This is a genomic window from Tissierella carlieri (assembly GCF_018917285.1).
GTDB classification, from domain to species: Bacteria; Bacillota; Clostridia; order Tissierellales; family Tissierellaceae; genus Tissierella; species Tissierella carlieri.
Window position 1 is genome coordinate 87782 of record NZ_JAHLOH010000027.1, and the last position, 17948, is coordinate 105729.

At 31.8% G+C, this 17948-nt stretch carries 14 protein-coding genes; 6 read left to right on the top strand and 8 right to left on the bottom strand.

Features of this window, described 5'->3' with window-relative positions:
• Window positions 1-10: 10 nt before the first annotated feature.
• The 8 genes from KQI38_RS08225 to serS all read right to left on the bottom strand — a co-directional run bounded on the left by KQI38_RS08225 (window position 11) and on the right by serS (window position 9409).
• Entirely contained in the window at window positions 11-739 is a 729-nt protein-coding gene (locus KQI38_RS08225) for a sensor histidine kinase (RefSeq protein ID WP_338114454.1), read from the bottom strand.
• Window positions 735-1460, bottom strand: coding sequence for a LytR/AlgR family response regulator transcription factor (locus KQI38_RS08230; RefSeq protein ID WP_216557978.1), 726 nt, complete (start codon window positions 1458-1460; stop codon window positions 735-737). The genes KQI38_RS08225 and KQI38_RS08230 overlap by 5 nt, the downstream gene beginning before the upstream one ends.
• Complete coding sequence (locus tag KQI38_RS08235) at window positions 1461-2651, bottom strand: D-alanyl-D-alanine carboxypeptidase family protein (protein WP_216557981.1); 1191 nt, start codon at window positions 2649-2651, stop codon at window positions 1461-1463.
• Window positions 2652-2902: 251 nt separating this feature from the next.
• Complete coding sequence (locus tag KQI38_RS08240; RefSeq protein ID WP_246565702.1) at window positions 2903-4411, bottom strand: M1 family metallopeptidase; 1509 nt, start codon at window positions 4409-4411, stop codon at window positions 2903-2905.
• A gap of 115 nt (window positions 4412-4526) precedes the next feature.
• Window positions 4527-6518 carry a TRAP transporter permease gene (locus KQI38_RS08245; RefSeq protein ID WP_216557987.1) on the bottom strand — a complete coding sequence of 664 codons (1992 nt, stop codon included), beginning with the start codon at window positions 6516-6518 and terminating at the stop codon, window positions 4527-4529.
• The gene (locus tag KQI38_RS08250; protein WP_216557990.1) at window positions 6515-7075 is read right to left on the bottom strand and encodes a DUF1850 domain-containing protein; all 561 of its coding nucleotides are present in this window, start codon (window positions 7073-7075) and stop codon (window positions 6515-6517) included. The genes KQI38_RS08245 and KQI38_RS08250 overlap by 4 nt, the downstream gene beginning before the upstream one ends.
• Window positions 7053-8024: a TAXI family TRAP transporter solute-binding subunit gene (locus KQI38_RS08255; RefSeq protein WP_216557993.1), complete on the bottom strand. Its 972-nt coding sequence runs from the start codon at window positions 8022-8024 to the stop codon at window positions 7053-7055. The genes KQI38_RS08250 and KQI38_RS08255 overlap by 23 nt, the downstream gene beginning before the upstream one ends.
• 113 nt (window positions 8025-8137) lie before the next feature.
• On the bottom strand, window positions 8138-9409 hold the full coding sequence (gene serS, locus KQI38_RS08260) for a serine--tRNA ligase (RefSeq protein ID WP_216557996.1): 1272 nt from the start codon (window positions 9407-9409) through the stop codon (window positions 8138-8140).
• A gap of 964 nt (window positions 9410-10373) precedes the next feature.
• On the opposite strand from serS, the gene KQI38_RS08265 reads away from it, so the two are divergent.
• The 6 genes from KQI38_RS08265 (at window position 10374) to KQI38_RS08290 (ending at window position 17887) form a co-directional block, all read left to right on the top strand.
• Window positions 10374-11102, top strand: coding sequence for an energy-coupling factor transporter transmembrane component T (locus tag KQI38_RS08265; protein WP_216557998.1), 729 nt, complete (start codon window positions 10374-10376; stop codon window positions 11100-11102).
• A gap of 7 nt (window positions 11103-11109) precedes the next feature.
• A complete protein-coding gene (locus KQI38_RS08270; protein ID WP_216558001.1) occupies window positions 11110-12618 on the top strand; it encodes an ABC transporter ATP-binding protein in 1509 nt (502 codons plus the stop codon).
• A gap of 27 nt (window positions 12619-12645) precedes the next feature.
• Window positions 12646-13248, top strand: coding sequence for an MptD family putative ECF transporter S component (locus KQI38_RS08275; RefSeq protein ID WP_216558003.1), 603 nt, complete (start codon window positions 12646-12648; stop codon window positions 13246-13248).
• 56 nt (window positions 13249-13304) lie between these two features.
• Window positions 13305-14255, top strand: a complete 951-nt coding sequence (locus KQI38_RS08280; RefSeq protein WP_246565706.1) for a helix-turn-helix domain-containing protein — start codon at window positions 13305-13307, stop codon at window positions 14253-14255.
• 115 nt (window positions 14256-14370) lie between these two features.
• On the top strand, window positions 14371-16125 hold the full coding sequence (locus KQI38_RS08285; RefSeq protein ID WP_216558006.1) for an ABC transporter ATP-binding protein: 1755 nt from the start codon (window positions 14371-14373) through the stop codon (window positions 16123-16125).
• A 13-nt stretch (window positions 16126-16138) separates the two neighbouring features.
• Complete coding sequence (locus KQI38_RS08290; RefSeq protein ID WP_216558009.1) at window positions 16139-17887, top strand: ABC transporter ATP-binding protein; 1749 nt, start codon at window positions 16139-16141, stop codon at window positions 17885-17887.
• The last annotated feature ends 61 nt before the right edge of the window (window positions 17888-17948 follow it).

Sequence of the window (17948 nt, forward strand, 5' to 3'; positions counted from 1 at the left end):
ACTAATGGTACTATATGGGTAAAATTATCTCTGTTGCAAATACTCCCTCTTCATTTTGTCTATTGATGAAGCCATTATATTTGTTAACTATACTATCTATTCTTTTTAATCCAAAACCATGATTTAATCCTAGCTTTGTAGATATATATTCTAGATTTACTTTTTTTACTTCTCCACCTACAGAATTGGTAATAGATATATAAAGTTGACCTTTCATTTCTCGTATATATACTCTGATAAACCTGTCTTCTGGATTCTCTAACTTTATTGCTGCCTCCATAGCATTATCCATTAGATTTCCGATAATGACACATAGGTCTACATCTGCCACCTGAAGATTTTTTGGAACCGTTGCCTTTGCATTTATGTTTATTCCTTGACTAATGGCCATGGATAATTTACTATTTAGAATTGCATCCACCATTAAATTCCCTGTCTTTAGTACAGTATCTATATTGGTCAAATCCTTATCTAAATCATTAAGATACTCATCCATATCTTCATATTTTCCTAAAGAAAGATATGCCTTCATTACCTGTATATGATTATGATAATCATGTCTCCAGCCTCTCATCTGTTTATATATATTTTCTACTTCAGTATAATGCTTTGAGATAAGGTCATTCTGATAATTAGCAATTCGCCTATCTACTATTTTATTTAGTATGTATCTGATTATAAAGAAAATGCCTACCAGTAATAGAGGAATACCAAGTATAATAAATACCTTACTTTTAATTTATCTCACCCCTAAAATATTTTATAAAGGCCATATTTGTATTAGTATAGAGCCTCCTGCTTACAGGAATTACATCTCCATTGTCTAGTTCTATATCTGTTTTTCCTATTCTTTTTATATGTTTTAATCCTACTATATAGGATCTATGGCATCTTACAAAAGCCTTTTGCTCTAATTCATTTTCTATAATTCCAATATTTTTACGAGTAGCATATTTTTCACTAACAGTATTTATATCTACTGTATGAGAAAAAGCCTCAATATAAATTATATCCTCTTGTTTTATTCTAATAGTTTCTCCTTCTACATCTATAAGTATTGTTTTTTCTTTCTTAGGAACTTTCTGTACAGCTTTATCTAAACATTCATATAGCTTTTTTTCTTCTATTGGCTTAATTAAATAATTAATTGCTGATACATCATAGCCTTCTCCTATAAAGTCAGGAATAGCGGTAATAAATATTATATTTAATAAATTATCACTTTTTCTTATTCTTTTTGCTAGTTCAATTCCATTTATTCCTGGCATTTGAATATCTAGCAAAAGTATATGATATCTTTTATCCATACTCCAGCTGAAATCGAAGGCTTCTGCACTATGAAAAAATTCAATTCCGAGTTTTATATTATTTTTCTTAGCCCAATTATGTACATATTTTTCCAATAATTCTACATGTATCTTTTCATCATCACATATGGCTATATTGATTCTCCCAATCATTTAGTTATCCCCCCCGAAAAATCCTATCACCATATTAGCCAATCTATTAAAAAATCTTCCAATTAAAACATACCACTTAGCCTTATTTATACTTTCCTTAATTAAAATATCTGATTCAAAAATTACCTCCCCTTCTTTTTCTACTGTTGCCTTGCCTATTTTTGTATTCTTTTCTATCGGCAAAGTTATATCCTCATTTATGTCTATATTAACTACTATATCTTCATCATTTTTAACTAGTTTTGAAAATCCATTTTCAACAAAAACATGTACTTCTGTTATATCACCTCGAGGAAATTCTAAAGTTTTTAAAGGCATTTCTTCATCTAAAAATATCTTATGAGAGTAATTATTAAGCCCATATTCCACTAGTATCTTAGCCATAGCATCCCTTATCTCTAAATCCTTTGCACCCATTACTATGGCTATAAGTCTCAAATCTTTAGTTTGGGTTTCCCTCCCTCTTATATTAAAGGTAGATACATAACAGTATCCAGCTTTATTCGTGAATCCTGTCTTTAGCCCATCTACTTCCTTTATTTCGTTGAGCAATGGATTGGTATTTCTCTGAAAATAATCTCTACTAACCATTTCTATTGATTTAATTTTAGCCGTTTCCAAAACTCCTGGATGATTTTCTATTATATACTGAGCTAATTTGAATATTTCCCTAGTTGTCATCTTATTTTGTATGCTTTTTTCTCCTATAGGAAGCCCTGTAGAGTTATAAAACACAGCATTTTCAAGCCCTATTTCTTCTGCCTTTTGATTCATCATTTTTACAAAGTTTTCTTCAGTTCCTGCGATGTATTTTGCCAATGCGTATGTAGCATCATTTCCAGATACTACTATGGAGGCTTCTAAAAGTTCTTTAACAGTAAAATTTTCTCCTACTTTCAAATTAAAACTAGACCCTTTTATTTTAGTAGTATCTTTGTCTATGGTAATAATATCTCCTAAGGAGATATTGCCCTTTGATATTTCATCCATGACAATCAAATAAGACATTAATTTTGAGATACTGGCAATTTCAACTATTTCATCTATTTTATATTCTTCTAATATCTGAGCGGTCTCAGAATCTGCTAGAATATAGGATCTTAAATTTTCTTCTATTCCTATATTTCCATATACTATGGTATTAGTCATAATAATAATTATTAATAATAGTATAGCTGATATTTTTCTCAAAAAAATCTCCTCCCACTATATTGTAACAAATTTATATATATATTTATATAATGTATTAGGGATTCCGAGAAGTTTTACTAGGAAGATCTAATACATTATAGGGGGATTTAAAAATGGGTGAACGTAAAGGTTGTTGTGAAAATAATTCTAGTCTACTATTCTTCTTTTTGCTATTAGTAATTCTATTCTGCGGAGGATTTGGCTTAGGTTGTGAAAAATAGATAAAAGCAGAGAACCTAAATTCTCTGCTTTTATCTATTTTTATTTCCATTTAAGTATTCCTTAACCAATCCATTAAAGGAGGTATTAGTTACTTCTTCACATATTTTGATAAAATCTTCTGTTCTTGCATTTTTAAATTTATATTCTTCATAGTATTTATTTAATATCTTATATAGTGTTTCCTCTCCAAAGTCTTCTTTTATTCTATCTACAAACATAGCTGCTCTAGTATATACTAAAAGCCCGTAATCATCCCAACCTATAAACTCTGATAAAGGTTTATTTACTACTTCATTTTCACCTAAATACTGTACTGCATATTCATATCCTAGTTTTATATCTTGGTCATAATATTCTTTAGCTTTCTTCTTTCCATGAACTTCATTAATGTATATTACCTCTGAATATGTGGTTAAACCTTCATCTAACCAAGGTTCCTTTACTTGATTATTTCCTACAATTCCATACCACCATTGATGTGCCGTTTCATGTACTATTACTTTTTCTAATATACTTATTAAATGTTTATGAAAATAGTCATTAGATATAAATACTATACCTGGATATTCCATTCCTGATGGAAACTCTGTATTAACTATTGTATATACACCATAAGGATATTTACCAAAAATCTTATTGAAGGTTTTAATAGAATTTTCCCCTATTTTTAAACTTTCATTTATAAGATTTGAGTCATTAGTTATAGAATAAACCTTAATCATAGTGTCCTCTACCTTTTTTTCCTTGATTATAAAATCCTTACTAGCAGCCCAAGCAAAATCTCTTATTAAAGGTCCTTCAATTTCATATATTTTCTTATCTCCCTTTCTGTTCTCTGACACAATATTTCCACTAGAAGCTATTATTATATCTTTTGGAGTAGTTATAGAAACTTTATAATTAGAAACTTCGCTATAAAATGGATCCCCAACTTTATAGTATGGATCTAGGTTCCATCCATTTTCATCATATACACATAATATAGGATACCAGTTTCCAAAATTTATACCTTTATCATGATACCCAAACCTATCCTTAGTCGTAGGCAGTTTTACTTTATATTCTAGATATAACTCAGTACTCTTACCCTTTTCTAGTGACTTATCAAGTTTAATATGCAGTATAGTATCTTTATCTCCTCCTATACTCCATTCTAATTCTTTTCCATTTTGTATAACTTTCTCAATATCCATATACCCTGATTCATAACTTAAAGAACTCATTTTTTCTTCCATGTTAAATAATATAGGTGCATCTGCTAAAGATTTAAAAGCATTTGGATACAAATGAAAGTATATATCTTCTAAGTCTATATCTGTATTGTTTATATAGGATACTGTTTGTTTTCCCTCATATGTCATACTCTCAATATCTAAATCTACGTTAATCCTATATTCATTTATCTTAGATTCATTTATTTCATTAATATTTCTGACTATAAGAGCATCTGCATTTAATGGTTTTCCTTGTTTGCAACTGGTTAAAGATAGTATAGTAATCAGTAATAGTATTATAAATAATACTTTGTTTTTTTTCATAATACTCCTCCAATACATAATAGTTTTAATATTACTATTTACTATGTTCTTAAATATTATTAATCTTATATTTAAAAAAGATTGAGTAAGAATCTACTCAACCTTTTATTGCAATTTAACTAACTAGAGTAAGTTTCTTTATTCTATTTTTTTGTAACAGATATATACCTATCAACACTATCAATCCAAAGATATCTGTCCATAAGCCTGGTTTTAATAATAATAGTGCTGCTACTCCTAATGATATTCTCTCGTAAATTTTACAATGATCTATTAAATAATTTTCCACAGCACCTGCTAAGCATAATATCCCCAAAATAGCCGTTATTATTACAGGTATGGCACTGATAAATGGTAAATAAGTTACAGTAGTTCCTACTACATCCTTAACCATAATCAAAGAAGAGTCTACTGCAAATATATATGGCACAATAAATGCTGCAGAAGCAAGTTTTACAGCTTGAAAACCTGTCTTCATTGAATTTGCACCGGCTATTCCCGCACCTGCATAAGCTGCTAATGCTACTGGCGGTGTAATATCTGCTATTACCCCAAAGTATAGTATAAACAGATGAGCCGCCATTAAATTTACATTTAATTTTACAAGGGCTGGAACAGCCATTGTAGCCAAAACTATATATTTTGCTGTTGTAGGTAAACCCATGCCAAGGATTATTGATGCAATCATGGTAAAGAATAATGTCAATAGTAATTTACCTTGGGCTAGAGTTACTATAAGTTCAGCTATCCTAAGACCAAGACCAGTTAATGTAACAACGCCAACTATCATTCCTGCACAAGCACATGCACAAGCAACTCCGATGGAACCTTTAGCTCCTGACTCTAAAGCACTGAGGAAATCTTTGATTCCAAAGGAGTTATTTTTTTTAATAAATGATGCAGCTATTGCTATTATAATACTTATAACTATAGAATAAAATGCAGCTATTGTAGCTGTATAACCCTTAATCAAGAAAAATATTATACACGCTAAAGGTATAAGTAAATAACCATCTGCTCTAAGAATCTGGCCTAATCGTGGTAACTGCTCCTTAGGCAAACCTTTTAATCCTAGCTTAGAAGCCTCAATATGAACCATTGTTCCAACTGCAAAATAATATAATATTGCAGGTATTGCAGCTGCTGCAATAATATGCAAATATGGTATTCCTGTAAAATCTGCCATTATAAAGGCGGCTGCTCCCATAACTGGAGGCATTATTTGTCCACCTGTAGAGGCTGCTGCTTCTACTGCTCCTGCAAAATAATTTTTATATCCTGTTTTTTTCATCAATGGTATAGTAAATGCTCCTGTTGTAACAGTATTGGCAACAGAACTACCAGATATAGATCCCATAAGTCCACTGGCTACTACTGCTGTCATAGCTGGCCCGCTTTTTAAATGACCTGTAAGGGAATAGGCTAAATCTATGAAAAATTTACCCACCCCTGTCTTATCTAAAAAGGAGCCAAATAATATAAACATAAAAACAAATGTTGCAGATACTCCTATTGGAATACCTAATATTCCTTCCAAAGTCAAATACATATGAGATATTATCCTTTCCCATGTAAAACCCCTATGACCTAATACTCCAGGTAAATATGGACCTAACTTTGCATATAAAAGGAACAGCATAGCAACTATAGGAAGTTCTGGACCTACAACCCTTCTCGTTACTTCTAGAGTAAGTAGTATTGCCAACCCACCAAAAAGCAGATCTACTGTTGTTGCATTTCCCCCCTTAGTTGAAATTTGATTTACAAATACAAATAAATATCCAAATACTACTATTACTAAAAGTATGAATATATAATCTAAAATAGACACCTTATCTTTTTTAGATTTCTTCCCTCCAGGGAACAATAAAAAACCTAATGTAAAGGCAAAGATAACATGAAGAGATCTCTGCTTAGCTGATAACAAGGTTCCAAAACCAGCAGTATAAAATTGAAAAGCAGACATCAATATAGCTATAACTGTAGTAATAGTACCTATGATTCCAGTTAATCTTCTAACCTTTGAAGTTTCTATATCATATTCTTCCATTAACTTATCTACATCCATGGCTACGTCCGATTCTGTTATTAATTTTTTGTCACTCATCTTAAAACCTCCCTTACGATATAGGATATAAGCATAATTTTTTTTACATTAAACTCAACACTCATTCTAGGTTTTGTAAACTCTAAAAATTCATATTCATTATCATTTATAATTAACTTATGATTTGCCCTCTCAGTACCTGTTCGATATATTAAATTCTCCATAACTTCATTTATATCATATATTCTAAATCCCTTATCCGTAATCTCAAATTCATAAGGTGTTGTAGATGGTAAACCAGCACCATAGGATTGAAAATATGACTCCACCAATATAATATCATTTCCATTAATAATATAAGTTTCTGATACTGGAGTAAGTTGTACTGAATGAGTATATTCTATAGTGAAGCTTTCTCCGTTTCTAATCTGCCAAGATTTAATATAATCATTTGTTTTATAATCAGTTGTTATTAAAACTTTTACTGGACAAATAGATAATAATAAAAAAAGACTAAGAAATAATAAAGTTAATTTTTGATATAGAGGTAAGGTATTGAAGTTATTTTCAATACCTTTACCCACAAAACATACTTTATTTGATACCCTTTTCATCATAATATCGCTTTGCACCGGGATGTAGTTCTATTGGCATCCCCTTCAAAGCTGTTTCCAACTTGAGGTCATTACCTCTACTATGAGTATCTATTATTACTTGTCTTTTTTCAAACATTTCTTTAGTTAAGTTATAAACTAGATCATCTTCTAATTTATCTGATACCACTAGCATAGCCATTACTGCAGCAGTAGTTATATCTTGTGATTGACCACTATAGGTATCAGCTGGTATAACCACTTCTGTATAAAATGGATAAGCTTCACTAAGCTTAGATATTTTATCACTTGCTATAGGAACTACTACTATTTTTGAAGTCTGTCCAACTTCAGTAACTGCAGATGTTGGGATTCCTGCTGTTAAAAATGCTGCGTCTATTTGTTTGTTCTTTAACTGGTCAGCGGCTTCATTAAATGACAGATAATCAGCTTTCCCTAAATCATCATAAGTCATCCCATGAACAGCCAACACCTGTCTAGCATTAGCCTCTACTCCTGAACCTGGAGCACCTATTGCAACTTTTTTTCCTTTTAAATCCTCTACTGTTTTAATTCCAGATTCTTCTGTCGCTATTATCTGAACTAGTTCTGGATAAATCATAGCCATACCACGAAGATTTGTTACCTTTTCTTTTCCTTCAAAAGCCTCTGTCCCAGTAGTTGCATAGTAGGTAATATCATTTTGTATGAAAGCTATTTCTGCCTCCCCTTTTGATATCAACCCTACATTTTCAACAGAAGCACCTGTAGATTGAACGTTTGCATTTACTCCATCAATATTATCATTAAAAATTTTAGCTAATGCTCCCCCTAGTGGATAATAAGTACCTGCAGTCCCCCCTGTAGCTATAGAAATATAAATTCCTTTTGATGCAGTATTAGATGTACATCCTACAACTAAATACATCAATAATAGCAATACCACAGCAATTGATCCAAATCTTTTTCTCATAAGATTTCCCCCTTTTCTGGAATTAATATTATATATTATAAATATTTTCAGAATATTACAATATATAATATGTTTACTATTATATCAATTTACTGTGATATTGCAATGAATTTTTATTTAATTGTCTCCAGCCCGCCCATATATGGTCTTAATGCTTCCGGGATAGTTACTGTTCCATCTGCCTGTTGATAATTCTCAAGAATTGCTGCAAAAGTTCTTCCCACTGCTAAACCTGATCCATTTAGTGTATGAACAAATTCAACTTTTCCTGTCTCCTCTCTTCTATATCTAATATTTGCACGTCTAGCCTGGAAGTCTTCAAAATTGCTACAGCTTGAAATCTCTACATATCTATTATAAGATGGCATCCAAACTTCTATATCATAAGTTTTTGCAGATGAAAAACCCAAATCTCCACTACAAAGTGCTACTACCCTATATGGTAAACCTAATCTTTTTAACACCTCTTCAGCATTGCTGGTTAGCTTTTCTAGTTCCTCATAGGAATTATCTGGATTTACAAATTTAACTAATTCCACCTTATCAAACTGATGATTTCTTATAAGACCTCTAGTATCTCTACCTGCAGCTCCTGCTTCTTGTCTAAAGCAAGGTGTATAAGCTGTATAATATATTGGTAGATCTTTTTCATTTAATATATCGTCCCTTAGTAGATTTGTAAGAGGGACTTCTGCAGTTGGTACAAGAAAGTAGTCTTTACTTGGCAAATGGAACATATCCTCTTCAAATTTTGGTAACTGACCTGTACCTGTCATACTGTCTCTATTTACCATAAAAGGAGTTGCCATCTCTGTATAATTATGCTCACCTGTGTGTAGATCAAGCATAAATTGTGTAATAGCCCTTTCAAGTCTTGCTCCCAATCCCCTAAACACTGTAAATCTAGCTCCTGTAATCTTTGTAGCAGATTCAAAATCTAAGATATTTAAACCTGTACCTATATCCCAATGAGCTTTTGCTTCAAATTCAAATTCTCTTGGTTCTCCAAATTTTCTTATCTCTATATTATCAGCATCGTCTCTACCCTCTACCACAGATTCATGAGGAGTATTCGGTATTTGAAGTAAAGTGTTTTTTAGTTCTTCATCTATTTCTTTTACTTCAATATCCAATTCCTTTACTTTCTCTGATAGTTCTTTCATTTCAGCAAAGATATGAGATGCATCTTTCCCTTCTTTCTTAAGTTTAGGAACTTCCTTTGATGCAAGGTTTTGTCTTGCTTTCATATCTTCTACTTCCACAAGAATAGCTCTTCTTTTTTCATCTAATTCAAGAACTCTGTTAATTGAAAATTCGCCCTTTCTTTTCTGCAAAGCTTTCATTACTTCTTCTGGATTTGATCTTATTCTTCTAATATCTAACATCTCTCTAACCTCCTTAAATTTTCCATAGTCTTGAAACACAAATCTATTTGCTCACTTTGCTCACATAGATTTGATCCTAACGGACACTCCCAATGATAAATTCTACATTGAGGTTGGTACTCATTGCCTTTTTGTCCAATGAGCATACCCAATTGTAGACAAAACGGACAACGAAGTGAATGATACATTTGACCTACCATCAATAGCTTCGATTAACTTCGATTATTACTACTAAGTTATTTACGCAGTCTCACAACTCGAATCTATTTGCTCGCTATGCTCGTATAGATTTGGTGCTCATTGCGTTTGACCTACTAAAGCTCACTAACGTTCGCTAAGTTAGGTCATTTCCCGCAGTTTCGCAACTCAAATCTATTTACTCGCTATGCTCGTATAGATTTGGTGCTCATTGCGTTTGACCTACTAAAGCTCACTAACGTTCGCTAAGTTAGGTCATAAAAAAAACTCTCAGTCCCACAAATAGTAGGGACGAGAGTATTCCCGCGTTGCCACCCTAGTTAGCCAAAAGGCTCACTCGAAATTTATTAGCTCAGGGCTGGATTCAATAGTTCACTTTGTCAATTTTCACCATCCATTGACTCTCTAAAAAAGTTACATACTTACTATTTCCCATCTTAGCCAAGTATTTAATTATAGATATTATAGCATAATAATTGCTATTGTCAAGGATAATTTTAAAAAAATTTTTATTTAACTTACAATACAAATGAGATTTAAACAGAGACATCTTGATAAAAAACTCATAAACTTTTTAATTTATTTCTATTATATATTTGTCTAAATGGAGCATAACGGTCTTTATAGAGCAGACAATCTTAAAAATCTATATTAGACTATTTAATATATCATTAATATATAATATTATCTATTCCTGCCTTGCAGTTAGCCGACACTAACTAGCCAAGGATAAATACTACTTTAAAAGGACGTGATTCAATTTTTTATGGACAAGCCGCTTGAATTTAAATCGACAAAACCTGATGCACGAGTAATGATTTTTCAAGTAATTGTGGTCTCATTGACTAGTTTTATACTATCCAGTCATATGGCAATGGCTATTCTCTTTATGATAATGCTTATTTTAATGATCTTCCATAATATGAAGGATAAAGCTATTGAAATGATATGGAGATATATGATTTTATTAGCTTTATATAAAATCCTAGATATGCTGCAGATTCCTTATTTAACTATGATGTTTAATTTAATTATTTTATTGTTTATTCGTGTACTGCCTGCTTATATGTCTTCTATAATTATGTTGAATAAGATGCCAATGAATGAGATGATAACAGCCTTAGATAATATGTATATTCCACAAATTATTATAATACCTTTTGCTGTTATTTATAGATATGTTCCAACTATTATACATGAAATAAACTGTGTTAAAGTTAGTCTAAAAATGAGAGGTCTAAATACTTCCTTAGCTGGTATTATCTTGCATCCTATGAAAACCATAGAAAACTTTATTATTCCATTATTAATAAGAAGCAGCAAGATATCAGATGAATTATCTGCAGCATCACTTTGCAAGGGTCTTGATATTGGAAACAAACGCACTTGTTTATCTGAGGTTCGTTTTCAAATCAGAGATGCCATTTATTGTTTCATATGTCTTGTTATTGCAGTCAGTCTTATTTATATTGATAAATCTGGATTTTTCCTATAAACAGGAGGTGATTTATATAGAGAAGATAATATTACAAGAAGAAAAAAATGATGTAATTCACTTAGAACATGTTTATTTCACCTATGAAGGTAGTCATAAAGAAAATTTAACAGATATAAATTTAAGTATAGAACAGGGAGAATTTATAGTCATCACTGGAGAAAGTGGATGTGGAAAAACCACGTTGACAAGATGTATCAATGGATTGATACCATCCTTTTATAAGGGTGAACTAAAAGGAAAGGGAACTGTATGTAAGCAAAACATAACGAGTGAATCAATAAAAGAAAGATCATATAAAGTAGGCTCTGTTTTTCAAGATCCACGTTCACAATTCTTTACTATGCATGTAAAAACAGAGATTTCCTTTCCAAGCGAAAATCATGGTATTCATACAGATAAAATACAAAAAAGTATTTCTAAAACGGTAGACAACTTAAAACTCCTACCATTAATGGAAAGAAAAATTTTTGATTTATCCAGCGGAGAAAAGCAGAAAGTAGCATTAGCTTCTGTTTATGCATTAGGATCAGAAGTTTATGTTTTAGATGAACCTTCAGCAAATCTAGATGATGAAGGAACAAGACAGCTTTATGATATCTTAAAAATATTAAAAGAAAAGGGTTGCACTATTATTGTTTCAGAACACAAGCTCTATTATCTCAAAAATTTAATAGATCGTGTTATTTATATGAGAGAAGGTAGAATACAAGAAATCTTTAAGGGAGAAATATTTATAAGTCGCTCTCCAGATTGGTTTCATAAAAAAGGCTTACGTCAAGTTGATTTAAAACAGTTGAAAACAATGAAATCTCAATATCAATTTGATGATTTATATAACCAATCTTCTCCTCTACTACGTGTTAGAGAGCTATCCTTTGGATATGGTAGAGACAGATTATTATGGAACAATATATCCTTTGAATCCTACGCAGGAGAAGTCGTTGGTATTGTTGGAAGAAATGGTATCGGCAAAAGTTCTCTAGTAAAAGTTTTAATGGGATTATCAAGTCCCAAACAAGGTAGAATTTTGTTGAATGAAAAAACAGCTAATAAAAGAAAGCGAATTAAAAATTCATCTTATGTAATGCAGGATGTAGATTATCAGTTTTTTGCTCCTAGTGTTATGGAGGAAATGCTTGTAGGACTTAATGATTTAGGAGAAGAAAAGGAAAGAGCAAATAAATATCTAAAATATTTTCAACTTGATGAATGGAAGGATTGCCACCCTGCCACATTATCAGGGGGACAAAAGCAAAGACTTGCCATTGCTATAGCATGTATGCATAATACGAATTTATTATTTCTTGATGAGCCCACTAGTGGATTGGATGCAGCTAATATGAATAAGGTCAGTCATATCATCCGCAAACTGGCGAAAGAAAATCGCAGTATCTTTGTCATTACCCATGATTATGAATTTGCATTACAAACCTTTGATTCCATATTATATTTTAATGATGAAAATACTGTAACTAAAATGTCTTTAGAAGAGTATTTGTCTAAAATCATATAAAAAAATGTTATTAAGAAGGAGGTTTACATGAATACAAAAAAGAAAAATGAAACAATAAAAAATCTAATTACCATCGGAATCTTTAATGCACTATTATTAGTAGTGTTCTGGATTATAGCATGTACTATAGGTTTCTTTCCACCTATTTTATTAGTATTACCAATCATCTTAGGCCTTGTTGGAGGTACTATATTCATGCTTATGATTGCCAAGGCACCTATGAAGGGTGTGTTCATAATCAGCGGAGCTTTAATGGGCTCTACACTAATCACAATGGCACCAAAAGCTATTATGTTCTGGGGAATCTTAGCAGGAGGATTTATAGGAGAGCTACTTTTTAATTTAATAGGAAGAAATAAATTTATAGCAGCTGTATCTGGATTTACTTCTATTATGTTAGGCTACGCCCTTGGCGAATATATTCCATTTGTATATATGCAAGATGCCTACATAGCATTATATAAAACAAAAACTACAGGTACATTACCTATTGTTCAGCAATGTTTAGAAATTATGAACCCAAATTTAATGATTATCTTATGTATTATAACAGTCACTACTTCTGTTTTAGGATGTTTATGGGGTAAAAGGTTACTTCATAAGCACTTTAAAAAGGCTGGAATTGTATAAGATGAAGGATAATTGTACAATAAAGATAGGATATAAAACGGAAAGGAGTGTATAAAATGTCATGGGAAGAAAAAACCTTTTTTGGTGACAATATAACTACTTTTTCTCAAAGTGAAGATTGTACAATTTACCGAATGAAAGATGAATCTGGTGACGGCATTATGACAGCAATCAAGGTATTCCCTGGAATTACTTTAATATATAATGATTTTCATATGGAAAATTGTTCTTCACAATTCCATACAAAGGCTGATTTTCTTTGCATCGATTTCTGCCGCGAGGGAAGAATTGAATGGAAAATGGATAACGATACCTATGTCTACATGAAAGCCGGTGACTTGCAGATAAACGGTCGAGAAAACCATATTCAAAACTTTGGATTCCCTCTTAATCATTACCATGGAATATCATTGGTATTTCATATTGAAGAAGCAGAGGAAGTTACAAAACTATATGGAGGATTTTATATTGATTTAGCTGCTTTAAGTAAAAAGTTTTCCATGTTAAATAGGCCCTTTATTATTCAAGCAGATAAGGTAATAGCACATATATTTTTGGAGCTCTATACAATACCTAATAAAATAAAGGACAATTACTTAAAAATAAAAATTTTAGAACTACTGCTCCATTTAAGCATTCTAGAGATTCCAAAAAACTTTGATAAAAGACCATACTATTATAAGACTCAAGTTGAAAAAGTGAAAGCAATCCAGGAATTTATTACCACAAATTTAGAGGATCATTATACATTAGATGAACTTTCAGAAAAATTCAATATTCCTTTAACCTCAATGAAATTATGCTTTAAAGGCGTATACGGGACTTCAATATATTCTTATATGAGAGCATATCGTATGAACAAGGCTGCAATTATGTTAAGACAAACTAAAGAAAATATCTGTGATATAGGTCATAAAGTGGGATATGATAATTCAAGTAAATTTGCATCAGCCTTTAGATCTGTTATAGGAAAATCACCAAAGGAGTATAGAAATTCCATTGTCTAAATGGAGTATCATGGCCCCATTAGAGTAGATAGGTTGCTAAATATAAAATATAATTGGGAATAGTTAAATGACTATTCCCATTTTTATGAACTTTAATTTTAGAAAGGAGAGCATTATGAATAAAGAATCTTGGTTAAAAACCGTTATGAAATTCGCAAAACCATGTAAGAGAAAATTAATTTTTTCTATTTTTCTAGAAGTTATTAGTGTAGCTGGAGGCATAGTCCCTTATTTTGGAGTATATAAGATAATCATTCTCTTTTTTGAAGGAAAACAGTCTGTACATAATATATTATTTTGGACATCCATCTGTCTCTTAGGATATGTAATTAAGTTGTTATTCCATGCATTTTCAACAACACTATCGCATATCTCTGCTTACACAGTTTTAGAAGGAATGAGGATGGCTATGGCAGATAAATTAATGCATGCACCTCTAGGTACAGTATTAAATCAAACAGCGGGGAATCTGAAAAGCATTATAATAGATAGAGTGGAAACAATTGAACTTCCTCTGGCACATTTAATCCCAGAAGGATTTTCAAATTTATTATTACCAATTTGCGTTTTCATTTATCTTTTCGTAATAGATTGGCGTATGGCATTAGCATCAATTATAACAGTTCCCATTGCATTTATTGCATATGGCTTTATGATGCAAAACTTCAATGAAAAATATAATGATTATATGGAAGCCAGTACCTATGTAAACGGAGTCATTGTAGAATATGTAGAAGGGATTGAGGTTATTAAAACCTTTAATCAGTCTACAATCTCCTATGAAAAGTTTGAAAAAGCTATATACTCTTTTAAAGAGTACACCTTGGACTGGTTTAGAAGTACATGGAAATTAATGAATTTTGGGGGAGCAGTTTTACCCTCCACTTTACTTGGTACATTACCTATAGGAATGATTCTTTACAAACAGGGAAGTTTAAGCCCAGCAGAGCTTACTATGTGTATGATTTTATCCTTAGGAATTATAGGACCATTAACAAGCTTTACAGTATTCATTAATGACTTAAAATCTATTGAATATGCTGTAAAAGATGCCGATGAACTGCTTAACTTAAAAGAATTGGAAAATACAGATAAGTTTGTTTCTATTAAAGAATATGATATTGAATTAAATAATGTCTCATTTTCCTATGATGGTACACACAACAACGAGGTACTATCAAGCTTAAGTTTAAAGATGCCCCAAGGAAATTTCACAGCATTGGTAGGCCCATCCGGTAGTGGTAAATCTACCATAGCAAGATTGATTGCTCGTTTCTGGGATGTAAATGAAGGTGAAATAAAAATAGGTGGTACAAATATAAAAGAAATACCTCTTAATCAACTATGTGATATGGTCAGTTTTGTTACACAGGATAATTTCTTATTTAACTGTTCATTACTCGAAAATATTCGCTTAGGAAATCCAAAGGCAACTGATGAGGAGGTCTTGCAAGCAGCCAAAGCTGCATGCTGTGATGAATTTATCTCCAATTTTGAAAAGGGATATCATACTAGCGCCGGTGAAGCCGGAGGAAGACTGTCCGGGGGAGAAAAGCAACGAATTGCCATAGCCCGTGCAATATTAAAAGACGCTCCAATCGTAATTCTTGATGAAGCAACTGCTTTTACTGATCCGGAAAACGAAGATAAAATCCAGAAATCCATTGCAGCACTTACGAAGGGAAAGACATTGCTAGTTATTGCTCATAGGTTATCTACTATAAAAAATGCAGATCAAATTATCGTTCTAGAAAAAGGAAAAATTAAAAGTAAAGGCACCCATGAAGAGTTATTAAAAGAAAGAGGCCTTTATAAGGATATGTGGACAGCACATATTGGAGCGAAACTATGGGCAGTCAATCAAGAATGAGGAGGAATATAATATGTTTAAGTCAATAAAAAGGATAATGACATGGACAGGAGTGCGTAAAAAGAGATTATATATTGGGTTTATTTACTCTTTCATACACACTATGTTTATTGCAATGCCTATTATGGCAACAGCTTATGGATTGAATCTAATATTAGAAGATATATCTGGGAAAAAATCATTAGCCGATAAAGAAATTATCTTACTAACTGTATACATGGTATTTGCTGTACTGGGAAGATTTTTATTTGCCTATCTTCGTGCTAAAACACAAGAAAGTGTTGGATATGAGGTTTCAGCAGAGGAAAGAACTAAAATCGGAAACAGGCTGAAAAGAGTATCTCTTGGATTTTTCAGCAATAATAATACAGGAGAACTAACCTCGGCTGTTACAACCGATTTATCTTTCATTGAGATGCACGGAATGAAGATGATTGATACAGTGGTAAACGGATATATCAGTGCTTTTACTATGGTATTATGCATAGGATTTTATAATATATGGATTGCAGTAACCGCTGCAATAGGAATACTATTATCTGCAGTATTCCTGAAACTTTTAGGAAATAAAAGTAATCAGAATGCTCCTATTCATCAAAAAGCACAAGATGCTATGATCAATGCAACTATTGAATATGTTAGAGGAATGCCTGTAGTAAAGGCCTTTAAACAAGAAGGTGTTTCAATAGACGGGATTCGCGATGCTTACAAATCCAGTAAAGATATTAATCTTAAAATTGAAAAGAATTACGTTCCATATAACACAATGCATCATTTTGTGTTAAAGGCTGCATCTGTATGTATTATAGCTATTTCTTCTATTTTTACTATAAATGGAACTATGGATATACCAACTATGCTAATGATGATTATCTTCTCTTTTGTTATCTTTGGTAATGTAGAAACCATAAATAATGCAGCCCATGTTCTAAAAATCATAGATGCTACCTTTAATAAATTAGAACCCATTGAAAATGCAGAATTTATTGATCATGATGGTAAGGATATTTCCTTGAATAATTATAACATTGAATTTCAAAATGTAACCTTTGCCTACGATAATAAAAATGTGTTAAAGAACGTATCATTTCAAATTCCGCAAAATACAACTACTGCTATCGTTGGTCCATCCGGCAGCGGTAAAACAACTATATGTAGTCTGATTGCAAGATTTTATGACGTAAATAAAGGAAGTATTAAAATAGGAAATGTAGATATTAGGGAGATGACCTGTGATAGTTTATTAAAAAATATTAGTATGGTATTTCAAAATGTATATTTATTTCATGATACTATTCTAAATAATATTAAATTTGGAAAACCAGAAGCTAGCTTCGATGAAATTGTAGAAACAGCAAAGAAAGCATGCTGTCATGACTTCATCATGAATCTTCCTCAAGGTTATGATACTATCATAGGGGACGGTGGTTCTACTCTCTCTGGAGGCGAAAAACAAAGAATATCTATTGCAAGGGCTATGTTAAAGGATGCTCCGATAGTCATATTAGATGAAGCTACAGCCAGCATCGACCCGGAAAACGAGCATTTCATTCAGCAAGCCATTAGTGCATTAGTACATGGAAAAACCATTATTACCATAGCTCATCGCTTAGCTACTATCCAAAATGCAGACCATATACTTGTAGTAGACAATGGACAAATTGTACAAAGAGGTACTCATATAGATTTAATAGAAGAGGCAGGTATTTATAGGCGTTTTATTGGGATTCGTGAGAAAGCAGAAGGATGGATGATTGCATAATATATTCTTCTAGTTCTAAAATACTAAAAATACAGTTAATATGAAAATAGTAATATTATCT

Excerpts from the sequence above, each read along its gene's own strand:
- KQI38_RS08250 (WP_216557990.1), bottom strand. The coding sequence starts at position 7,075 with ATGATGAAAAGGGTATCAAATAAAGTATGTTTTGTGGGTAAAGGTATT.
- serS (WP_216557996.1), bottom strand. The coding sequence starts at position 9,409 with ATGTTAGATATTAGAAGAATAAGATCAAATCCAGAAGAAGTAATGAAA.
- KQI38_RS08240 (WP_246565702.1), bottom strand. The coding sequence starts at position 4,411 with ATGAAAAAAAACAAAGTATTATTTATAATACTATTACTGATTACTATA.
- KQI38_RS08245 (WP_216557987.1), bottom strand. The coding sequence starts at position 6,518 with ATGAGTGACAAAAAATTAATAACAGAATCGGACGTAGCCATGGATGTA.
- KQI38_RS08275 (WP_216558003.1), top strand. The coding sequence starts at position 12,646 with ATGAATACAAAAAAGAAAAATGAAACAATAAAAAATCTAATTACCATC.
- KQI38_RS08265 (WP_216557998.1), top strand. The coding sequence starts at position 10,374 with ATGGACAAGCCGCTTGAATTTAAATCGACAAAACCTGATGCACGAGTA.
- KQI38_RS08255 (WP_216557993.1), bottom strand. The coding sequence starts at position 8,024 with ATGAGAAAAAGATTTGGATCAATTGCTGTGGTATTGCTATTATTGATG.
- KQI38_RS08230 (WP_216557978.1), bottom strand. The coding sequence starts at position 1,460 with ATGATTGGGAGAATCAATATAGCCATATGTGATGATGAAAAGATACAT.
- KQI38_RS08285 (WP_216558006.1), top strand. The coding sequence starts at position 14,371 with ATGAATAAAGAATCTTGGTTAAAAACCGTTATGAAATTCGCAAAACCA.
- KQI38_RS08290 (WP_216558009.1), top strand. The coding sequence starts at position 16,139 with ATGTTTAAGTCAATAAAAAGGATAATGACATGGACAGGAGTGCGTAAA.
- KQI38_RS08280 (WP_246565706.1), top strand. The coding sequence starts at position 13,305 with ATGTCATGGGAAGAAAAAACCTTTTTTGGTGACAATATAACTACTTTT.